Origin of the sequence: Pseudomonas sp. LP_7_YM, assembly GCF_004364435.1 — a bacterium.
Lineage (GTDB): Bacteria > Pseudomonadota > Gammaproteobacteria > Pseudomonadales > Pseudomonadaceae > Aquipseudomonas.
Genome location: NZ_SOCT01000014.1, coordinates 100,349 through 110,106, shown reverse-complemented (window position 1 = coordinate 110,106; position 9,758 = coordinate 100,349). Strand labels below are relative to the sequence as shown.

General features: G+C 50.6%; 8 protein-coding genes and 1 pseudogene. 3 read left to right on the top strand and 6 right to left on the bottom strand.

The genetic code is table 11. The features are described 5' to 3' along the window. Window positions 1-90 precede the first annotated feature (90 nt). The 3 genes and pseudogenes from EC915_RS22455 to EC915_RS22440 form a co-directional block, all read right to left on the bottom strand. A pseudogene (locus EC915_RS22455) lies at window positions 91-636 on the bottom strand (ParB N-terminal domain-containing protein); the annotation flags it as partial. After that, window positions 633-2,198: a recombinase family protein gene (locus tag EC915_RS22450; protein ID WP_133752707.1), complete on the bottom strand. Its 1,566-nt coding sequence runs from the start codon at window positions 2,196-2,198 to the stop codon at window positions 633-635. The gene EC915_RS22450 and the pseudogene EC915_RS22455, both read right to left, overlap by 4 nt. Before the next feature lie 530 nt (window positions 2,199-2,728). Beyond that, on the bottom strand, window positions 2,729-3,031 hold the full coding sequence (locus EC915_RS22440; RefSeq protein ID WP_133752698.1) for a hypothetical protein: 303 nt from the start codon (window positions 3,029-3,031) through the stop codon (window positions 2,729-2,731). A 379-nt stretch (window positions 3,032-3,410) separates the two neighbouring features. Between EC915_RS22440 and EC915_RS25005 the strand changes: the two genes are divergently transcribed. Both EC915_RS25005 and EC915_RS22435 read left to right on the top strand, forming a co-directional pair. Beyond that, the gene (locus EC915_RS25005; protein WP_177413429.1) at window positions 3,411-3,824 is read left to right on the top strand and encodes a hypothetical protein; all 414 of its coding nucleotides are present in this window, start codon (window positions 3,411-3,413) and stop codon (window positions 3,822-3,824) included. Then, window positions 3,758-4,438, top strand: a complete 681-nt coding sequence (locus EC915_RS22435; RefSeq protein ID WP_177413427.1) for a hypothetical protein — start codon at window positions 3,758-3,760, stop codon at window positions 4,436-4,438. The genes EC915_RS25005 and EC915_RS22435 overlap by 67 nt, the downstream gene beginning before the upstream one ends. A 465-nt stretch (window positions 4,439-4,903) precedes the next feature. On the opposite strand, the gene EC915_RS22425 is transcribed toward EC915_RS22435, so the two are convergent. From EC915_RS22425 to EC915_RS25375, 3 genes are all read right to left on the bottom strand, one after another. Beyond that, window positions 4,904-5,518: a hypothetical protein gene (locus tag EC915_RS22425; protein WP_133752696.1), complete on the bottom strand. Its 615-nt coding sequence runs from the start codon at window positions 5,516-5,518 to the stop codon at window positions 4,904-4,906. A gap of 569 nt (window positions 5,519-6,087) precedes the next feature. Further along, the gene (locus EC915_RS22420; RefSeq protein ID WP_133752695.1) at window positions 6,088-7,902 is read right to left on the bottom strand and encodes a hypothetical protein; all 1,815 of its coding nucleotides are present in this window, start codon (window positions 7,900-7,902) and stop codon (window positions 6,088-6,090) included. A gap of 229 nt (window positions 7,903-8,131) precedes the next feature. Next, the gene (locus EC915_RS25375) at window positions 8,132-8,320 is read right to left on the bottom strand and encodes an AbrB/MazE/SpoVT family DNA-binding domain-containing protein (protein WP_133752706.1); all 189 of its coding nucleotides are present in this window, start codon (window positions 8,318-8,320) and stop codon (window positions 8,132-8,134) included. A 1,121-nt stretch (window positions 8,321-9,441) separates the two neighbouring features. On the opposite strand from EC915_RS25375, the gene EC915_RS22410 reads away from it, so the two are divergent. Beyond that, a complete protein-coding gene (locus tag EC915_RS22410) occupies window positions 9,442-9,750 on the top strand; it encodes a putative quinol monooxygenase (protein ID WP_133752694.1) in 309 nt (102 codons plus the stop codon). The last annotated feature ends 8 nt before the right edge of the window (window positions 9,751-9,758 follow it).

The window sequence follows — 9,758 nt, the reverse complement described above, 5'->3', positions numbered from 1 at the left end:
ATCGGCGAAGGTCATTTGCTTCATCATCGAAAAGCTCGGCGATTGGTGTCCGGGGATTTTGCCAAATCAGGAAGTCTTTTTCAGGATTTCCCTAGCGATTTCAGTCGCAATACTGATAGGCAGCCAACCTTTTTCAACCGCGGCTATCAATCGCACCTCACCTTGGCGCAGCAGTATCAGAATGCCATTAATGTACGTAGGGTCGAGGGTGGTTTTGGCACTGATTTGTTTTGTGGAGTACCCCCGGTCTGACAGCAATTGTATGGCGTATAATAAGTCTTTATTTGAATGCTTACGGCGCGCTAGATTTTCAACGAGGCTAATCAAAAATCGTTCTGCCTCAGTAGCATTTACAACCACACAGGGTATTTCACGCTCACCCAGAGCGCGGAATGCCTCATATCGCCCTTGGCCGCACACCAGTTCAAAGAAACCATTATTGTTAGGGGCGGTACACGGCGTGACAGTGATTGGCCTTTTCAATCCAAGGCTTGAAATATTCTGGATCAATTTCGCAAAGACCTGTGTGTTCCTTGCGCGTGGGTTAAGAATGCGAATCCGGTCGAGATTCACCAGCTCAATCGTTGTGGCTTCCGCCACATGATGTCGGTTTATCGGAGCCTCAGGCATATTCATGCAGCTCTCCCTACCACAGTGCGACGAGACAGCTGCGCAAGCGCTTCGAGGCTGTCATATCTATAGATCTCTAGGTGGGAGGCGTTGTACTCGGCCAGTCGAATCTGTGCTTGCTCGATATCCAGTCTCGGAAAAATATAGTAATCACGTGCTGCCTTGCCGTTGGGCTCCATTCTCACGGCTACGGTGATGTCGGGTGAGAGCCCTGTATCAAACCGAATCTTCCACCTAGAGGTACCTGAGCCTGTGCTTTGGTGACGACATAACACCAAAGAGACCAGCAGCTCGCCGTTCACGATGAGAAGCTCATTGATGGGGTGTACACATACTCTCCCCCCGAGTTGCTGAATCCGCTCTATGGTTTCAGCCAGTACTAACGGGTGCATCAGGCGCAGCTGGTGATTGGCTGCGATGTACGCGTAGTCACGCACCGGCATGTAACCGATGAGTGAGTAGGTTCGCAAAAGGCTACCAAATCTGTATTGATAGGCTGTGCTTGAGGGGCAATCCTCGGATTCATTGATGATGAAGCCAGACAAACAACCACATTTTTCGTACAGTTTTTTCAATCGCTCCAGCATCTCGGCGTCGGGCATGCGGTAGCTACGGGTAAGGATAATTTCCTGCGCCGCAGCGAAGAGGACCGGCGATACCAGCGCTGAAAAAGCCCCATTCGAGCGTATCCACTCCCGTGGTGGATTTCGAACGTGCTCATCCCTCAACTTGAATGAACTACGGTTCCAAACGTTATTACCAATATATTTTTCATTCGTTAGGACCTGGTGGACAGTACCTCTGGACCATGGCCTAGCAAAGTCGGTTCGAGGACTGCGTAGGTTTAGTTGCTCTGCAATCTCTGCCTCCGAGTAACCCGACTCGACAAACTGTCTGTAGATCCATTGAACGGTTTCAATCTCCGACGCCGGACCGGGAATCAGCTTTACACGGTCGGTCTGAATGCTTTTGTGCTCCCCAAACCCTAACTCCCCTTTCGACTGGCCAGAGAAGTCGACAAGCTGGCGGCGAAGTCCGTATCCCGCAACACCGCCTTGTCGAAAGCCCATCTGAATGAGACGAGATTGACCGGCGAAGACCTTAACTGACAACTCGCGACTGTATTCGCCAGCCATCATGCGTTTCAAGTTTTTCACTATGTTGGAAAATGGAGAGCCGTCGTTGGCAAATTGTTCAGCGCAGTAGTGCACAGCCACACCTGCCTGCCGACAACGTACTTCGAAGCTTGCGGCGATATCAGGATCCTGGAAGCGGCCCCACCTACTAACGTCATAAACCAAAATGACGGAAAATTCTACCAGGCCCCCCTCAACGTCTTTGAACAGCTGAATAAGCGAATGACGACCCTCCAGTCTTAGGCCGCTTTTCCCTGTGTCCCTGTAAACCTTTGTGATTTCCAAGCTGTTCGCTGCGGCATAGAGCTTGATGGTGTCGAGCTGATTTTCGGTTGAGTACTGCTGATGCTCAGTAGACATCCGCACATAGGCCACTGCCAGCCGTGGGCCATGTTGAGATTCTTGGATTGAGTTGCCATTGCGACGGCCCATACAAATAGCCCTGCGTGCATCCGCCATGGATGTTTGCTGTAGGGGGCGTTCTATGATGGCTTCTCAAGTCCGCCGTGTAGTCTTATCAACCATAGAAGATTAGGTGGGAAACATGTTTCCGAAAAAGGGCAATACTTTTCCCTCCAGGCAGGATTACGCGCGCGGCGTGGCAGCAGCGCTTCAGCAGGAACTGGGATCAACACACCAAGCTGTAAAAACACTTATTAAATGGACGGATGCGAATGAGCGTACGGCGAAAAACTGGCTGAGTGGTGCTAGTGGACCACGCGGGGAATACCTTGTCCGTTTGGTCATGCACTCAGACCAGGTCCTAGCTTACTTCCTGCTTATTTGTCAGCGAGACGGTCTAGCAGGCGTAATCGCGCTCCCCGCGATTAGAAATGAGCTAGCCAGCGCTTTGGAGTCGATTGATAGATGTTTGTCGCTCAATAACGACGACGGTGACGATGAGCGAAATCCGTTGAAAACCTAGCCCGCGAGGGGGGCATCTGATCAGCTCAGGCACATCTCTAATTTAATTCTACTGCGCTAGGACCTTTCACCACGTTGAGTGGCGGCAGACGATTGCCATGCTCAAGGTAGTACGAATTGATGGCTAATGCCTCGTACCAAAACAAACGCCCGGATTGCATATGGTCCGCCTCAGATTCAAGCAATGGAAAAAACGAGATCATCATTTTTGCCGTCTCTCCTTTCGGCCAGCGCCATGCCGCCGAATGCCCATCGTAACGGTCTTTCCAAAATATGCCGGCTGACGATGCAAATTGAGCCATGCGCGCTTTGAAGTTTTTCGTTTGCCCGATGTATTGCACTTTCGGCTCCTCTGGAATGGGCATCCTGCTGGTTGGACCCCAGGCAATACAGTAAATACCCGCTGCATTTCTGATGCTGGCGAGGCTCGGATTAATAGCGTGAGATCGGCCTCCCTGACCTGGCCAGAAACACTTCTCAACGTCTGCCCAGGGGAACCATCGGCTCCCGTGTGGGATGAGATCAAATTGGTCTGAAGGCATGCTAGGTTTCCACAGTAGCTGGCGGTGATTTTGGAGGGGGGGCCGAGGCTCATTCGTGGTAATTTTAGTACAGATTCCGATAGGCCACTATGGTGTGCAAGAGTTATGGTGACATTAATAGTGGCGGCCATGCTTGCCGTACAACTCAGCCAAGAAGGCTGAGAGCCAAGGAAATTAGGTGATTGAGCCCTTTGATGATTGCGAAATTGAGAGATTTCTTAGATCGAACCCGGGCGTGATGGCAAAGGAAATTGCTCGTCATCTCGGTACACAGAAATCTGTGGTGAACTCACACCTGTACCGCCAACCCCATACTTTTTCGCGGGACGATAAGAGCTGCTGGTTTTTGGTTAACCCGGACCGTATGACTATCACCCTCAAAAACACATGGGTCGATGGTGCATCCTACGAGGAGGCGCTTGCGGTCACCGGGTCACCGTTAGATTTCGACTGCCCGGTCGTCGAGATAGTCATGCCCAAGGGCTGCAAAATCATGATTGATGCGGTTGCGCGCATTCTCGCTTTATGCAATCAATTAATAATGCTGGAAAGGTCAGTATCAAGCGATTCAACGCATGCAAGCAGACGCTGAGCTATTTCAATCGCCTAGGCTTCTTCGACCATCTAGACGGTCAGGTCAACGTGCTCCCCGACAGACCCAGGTGGTCTGCTGCAAAAGTACACCATGGCAACAATGATGGTGTAGTTGAACTGGCGGCGATTGATCATCTATTACCCGATGAGAGCATTCCCAAGCGCTTAGAGACAAGTTTCGTGAATTGTGCTGGAGATCAATTTTCGCAGTCGGCATTCACCGTGATTTCTGAGTTATTCGGGAGCGTCAGGTACCACGCGCAGTCTCAGATATCAGGCTTCGCCACGCTCGAGCATTATCCAAAGGGTCGAAAAATCCAAACGGTAATATCTGACAGTGGCATTGGAATTGTTGGAAGTCTTCAGCCCCTTCTTGAGCAGAAATATCCTAGCATTTGTCGGGAACTTGATTTTTCGAAGCCCGAATCGGGTCCCGAGCTGGTGTTACGTGTGTTTGAGCAGGGGCAGATCTCTAGCTCAAGTGATGATGGTCGCGGCTTGGGTCTCAAACGCAGCGGCGATATCGTTTGTATCAAGTACGGCACCGAGCAATTTTTGTCAAAGAGGCGCGAAGCGGACAAGGTCCGCATTTCCGGGCTCGTCCTCATCTGAATTGCACATTCGCTGCACCTGTGTCTGAACGCGGCGAGGGCGGCGGCGAAGATCAAGACATATTGCGGATCTTGTTCTCCGGGCCATTGCCTGGGAATCAATAACGCGCGAATCCAGTCGTCCATTATGCGCCTGTGGTTCCTGTGCGTCCCTTACGATCAAATCAATAAGTCTGCGCTGGTGGATTTGGACGAATGGCAGCTATCGGCCATTAGCGGTCAGTCATGACTGACTGCTATCGACTCTCAACCGCCGCTGGTGAAGAGCAGCTATAGCTCATGAAGTGCCGGTCGCCGACATTGGCTACAGCATCTGGTTGAAATGTTCGCAGAGACGTCGATTCGCACCGCAAGACTGGGCAGAAATGCCTCAGTGGCCCTCATTTCTGCGGGACGCCGAGGCGATGGAGCCCTCTATCATCAGGAATTTATGTCAACGCTCCACCATTAATACCAGAAGCATTGTTTAACGGTGAGATATATAGTCTGAATATATACCTCCAAGTTCGTGAAGCTGGTTAACCTTTCCACTAATAAGTTGGGATTGCTTTTCATCCAAAATCGACGCAGCCAGAAGGCCTAAGAAAAAGCCATTCAAGCTTGGCGAAGAAGCATCACGCCCCATTCGGCTCTTAAATGATATAAGCAGACTATAGAAGCGTTTGACTGCCGCTGGATCGTGATTTTCGCCCAGATAGCCTTTGACCTCATCAAGGATCCCATTGGCCAGATCGTTGAATGCAGCTTCATAGCGCAACGCTTCAGCACGCCGTTTTTCAATACTACTCGGACGCTCAGAATGCATTTCGTAAAGAGAAATTAATTCTTCACCAGGCAGGGTTGCAGTTAGCCCACGAATAATGATGGATTTCTTCCATTCTTTTGGCAAGTCTGGAAGATGGGCGTGGAAATCAATAACCCCTTCTGAATAAAATCGGAATGCCCCATTATTCTTACCAATAACCCCTACATCCTTACCGTGCAATTTAACCCAACCATCTATGATCCTATAATTCTGAAGAGTCGGATGATCAAATAGATAAATTTTGTCCTTCTGCATTCCCATAAAATCTTCTTCCATAACTGAAGGATGGCTTCGACCGCACTTGCGAAGACGCGACGTGCCAAAAAGCAGGAGTCCGTTGCGCCCTCACTCACTGCATACCAGAACGAGCAATTCTTATCAATCTTGTGCTCGACGACCTCACTCCTTGCGGGCGCACCGCCCCCATGCTCAAGAAGCGCACGTTGATAAAGAGTATTCGAGAGATCCATAGTGCACATCAGCGGCTTGATCGGTGATTCGCCAAAGACTTCTAGATACATCCAAGTGACTGCTTCCAGCTGAACGCGGACCGTGTCTAAGGTCCGCCATGGGTCGGTTTCTACCGGTCAAGGCGTACCCGTGCGCTGGTCAAATTCGATCCATGCGACTGGTCAAGTCGAGTGCAAATGGATGGTCAAGCCCATGTAAGCAAGCAGCTACGCTATTCCACACCTGCTGATGACAAATCAGCAGGGCATCTTTCAATCGGAACAATTGGTCAGTTTTCAATCAGTCCCGACGCTGCACCACTAAACGGGGGAGCGCTTGTCTCTACTGGCTCTTCGTGCTGACGCGTCTATGGAGCGGTGTTCAGAAGCCAGATATCATCCTGCCATGCCCTTCGGCTCATGCACCTGGGTTGGGATGAAAATGCGGCTCCCTTTCTTGATCGCTGCGTCCACTTGAATACCAAACTCGCCACCTGAGGCTTGATCTACTGACACCCCGTCTAGCTGAAGACCTACGACATTCCGGGTTTCGTATACGTCGTTTTTCAGGATGTACAGCTTACTGCCAACAAACACCGTTGCTTCATCCAGGTGCAATATAACTACGCGGCCGTTTTGAAACACTTCGTTGACGACGCCGATCTCGGTCAGCTCAGGCGGTGCGATTTTTACATGCCCGAACCCCAGCAGCTGGGCTCGAACATCTTCCTTGGTAATCAATCCGCGAAGGATGTCAAAATAGGCGTTGTAAAGTTGATACGTCGTGATCAGCCCCCGCTTATCCAGCAGCGCGTCTTTGATCTGGTTTGGAGTAAAAGGCGGGTTCACCCGCCGTTTGGGAGCGACGTATCTTTGGTGGTTCACGATATACAGGGCTGATACGTCCCACGCTTTTCTTTCCTCCTGACGTCTATTCTTGATTTTGGAGATCTGAGCGCATTCTTTGTCTTTGGACGTCCCGCCGATGCCTTTGACCTCTATCACCAAGAGGCCAGGCTCCAGTTCAATCTGAATATCTTCTTCCAGCGTATCTTCGCTGTGTTCATCCATGGCTTTTGCGGAGGTATATCCCAGCCAGACGAGGTATTCACGTACGGCATCTACTAACTCGTCCCCTGTTCCAGACAGCATCACGCGAAGGAAGCTGAATTCACTCTTCAGATCTGCAATGGCGGTCTCATTCGCAGCGACATCGGTTACGTATCGTGCCTCAATCCCTGCACGTTGTTCACGAATTTCAACTTCGCCGGGGAGTGGGTGAGAGCCGTCGTCCAGCCATGAAAACATGCCATTGTACGGAAAAACGTCCGGAAACACTCCTGCAAGATTGTCGAAAAACTCAACCAAAAATTCTGCTTTGCGCACCATCTGCGGAAGGACGAAGACGGCGCCTTTGTCAACAAACGTCGCGTACCCAACGATTTCATCCGCTGCATTGACCAGAATAGGGACAAATTTTTCGTCTGGCTTGTTGGCTCCGTTCTCCCAAACAAAGGGATGGGGAAAGGTCACTTCATAGTATGCGTCTTTCAGGTATTTGCCGATAAAGGAGTGGAATCGTGTCTCTTCTTTATACAGCTCAATTGTCCTTCCAAATTTGTTTTTGAAAACTTTTATGCCGCTGCAAAGGCGTAAGGTCTCGCAGTTAAAGTTATCCACTACACTCGCGCCATGTATTCCGATCTCGACAAGGTCGTAATGAATTTTTTCATTTTCCGCTGCGAAAATCACAACAACCGATTCCTTCTTGAGCACATCCTCGATTTCAGTAGAAAATCTTCTTGCTCCAAATCCCTTCGAATTGAAAACTTGCTCTGGATAGGAACTAACCATCGCATATGCTGTTTTGCCACTGGTGTTTTTCAACTCGGCGCGTGCTTCAGACTCGTCTATGCCGTCTGTCTTCGCTAGGTCGACCACGACCACGTGAAACTCGTGTAGGTTGGAAGGCAGCAGTACCAATGGGCGGAGGTAGGTCTGCATACCCGCTCTGTTTTTGGGCGTCTTTACATCGCCGCCCAGAGTGGCTGTCGTGCAATCGTAGAGTTTCTGGGTTAGCAGATCAGAGACGTCGGGGGCGGTGTCAACCAGGCAGATTTTCGGAACAGCGTTCAGTGGATGTTGCGTCAGTGGCAGCGATGTTACATCTGGCATAAGCTGGGTAGCTTGCGTAACGTTTCTTTTGGCCATTCGCTTTAACCTTCCAGGAAATTTGAGCATTTCGTTGTCCGTATGGCGTCGAGACTGGAAAGGCGACTCGCCATTTCCACAGCACTCAACCCGAAGGGTAATGTGAGTTTGACATCAATCGCAATGGTCTCTCCCCAAGCAGATATGACGCCCAAAAAAAGAGGCTAGCCGACCTCTTTTGGCCGATTCCGGCATTCCGGTGAAAGGCAGCTTTGGGTCGATAGCTGCCTCAGGACGGGTTATTAACATCACGGATGGGCTTGAGCACTATTGCCCCGTTAACCAGCTCGATACTCAGTGAATCACCAAGGTTGAAATTCTTGCTTTCGAGGAGGTGGGAAGGAAGGTTGATTATGACATCCCCGCTGCCATCACCAGGGTCTTGGCATTCCACAGTTGTCCGCGAAGATTCACTCATTGGATGCAGGCCCTGCTCTCTGCTGACGAATCGAGCTTCCATTTTACGCTCGCGAGTTCTCTATCGACAGCTGTCGGCCAGGAAGAGCGCGGATAGGTCAACGTAGGACATTAGCTACAACTCGTTGGTAAGAACTTTGCCAACAACCTCGGCGTACGACGGGCATAAATGTAGCCTGCGTACTTTCGTTGAGCGCTTGAGGGGAACAGCCTGAAGATTAGCAATAACGTCGAGATCGGAGCTGTCACAGATGTGGCTCTTCAACGATGGTTTCATAAAGATCCCTGCTGATCTCCCTATTTTCTCATGATGCGATCGTTTAGCTGAGTCCCCGACCACCACCGCTTGCCATCCTTATGCATCGACCACGGGTTGTAAAACTCTCGTATATCTTGAGGTGTTCGATCTGGCGCAGCCTGCAAGCGCTGGCTTTCGGCGCGGCGAAATGCTCGATGCCAGCAGGCCTTATCAAAAGCTTCTGACTTTGCTGTGGTGATACCGAAGATAGGTGTTTTGCGTCGGCTTCTGCTCATCGGATGCGCTCAGGGCTGAGTAGGGCGCATCTGGGTATGCACCACCCTGAATCTTTCAGAGCCGGCCAGGATATCAAGGAATGGTGAAAACCAAAAGCTTTAGGTTGCCCGGTATGCATGACTGGCTGGCATAAGTCGATCCAAAGCTGACGGTCGCGATAGGCAGAAATCGGCCAAGAGCGGCACAGAGAAAGGCCATGCAGCGTTGGAATTACGTATAGGCAGTGGTGCTCGGCTCGTTGCTGGACCAGTAACGACATTTAATAAGGTCAAAAAACCGCAGTACGACATTAATTAGGGCTCATCTGCGGCATTTATAGTGTCCCTATTCCACGTGGGACCCTGATTCCACCTAGGGCACGCATGACACTTAATATGCCCATCGACAACATTTCTACGCCTTCACAAGGCTCAAAATGTTCACGAATCGTTATCCGTAGCCGAGTAAACAAAAACGCCAACGTTCTACGTTGGCTTTTTTGTGGGCATCAGTTAGTGCAGACGACGGAAGATGTTGAGTTATTGGACGATTGCGCGGTCAGCTAATCAACGGCGCTATTTTGGCGACCTGTACTCAGGATTGAAGATATGACCCAAACTCTGAATGTCGTAGCCATTATGCAAGCCAAGCCGGGACACGAGAAGGAACTCGGTGCGCTGCTTCAAAAAGCGCTGCCAGGTTTCCAGAGTGAGCCTGGTTGTCAGGCGTACGCCGTGCTGCAAGACAAGGAAGATCCCTGCAGATTTCTTTCATACGAAGCCTGGGATAATGAGGCGGCCCTGCTCGTCCACATGAAGGCGCCGACGTTGACTCAAGCCATGCCCGTTCTGGAAAAAATCCTCGCTAAGCCGATGGAGCAAATCCGTTTGATTGCGCTGGATGGCAGCACGGTCTAGAACATTGC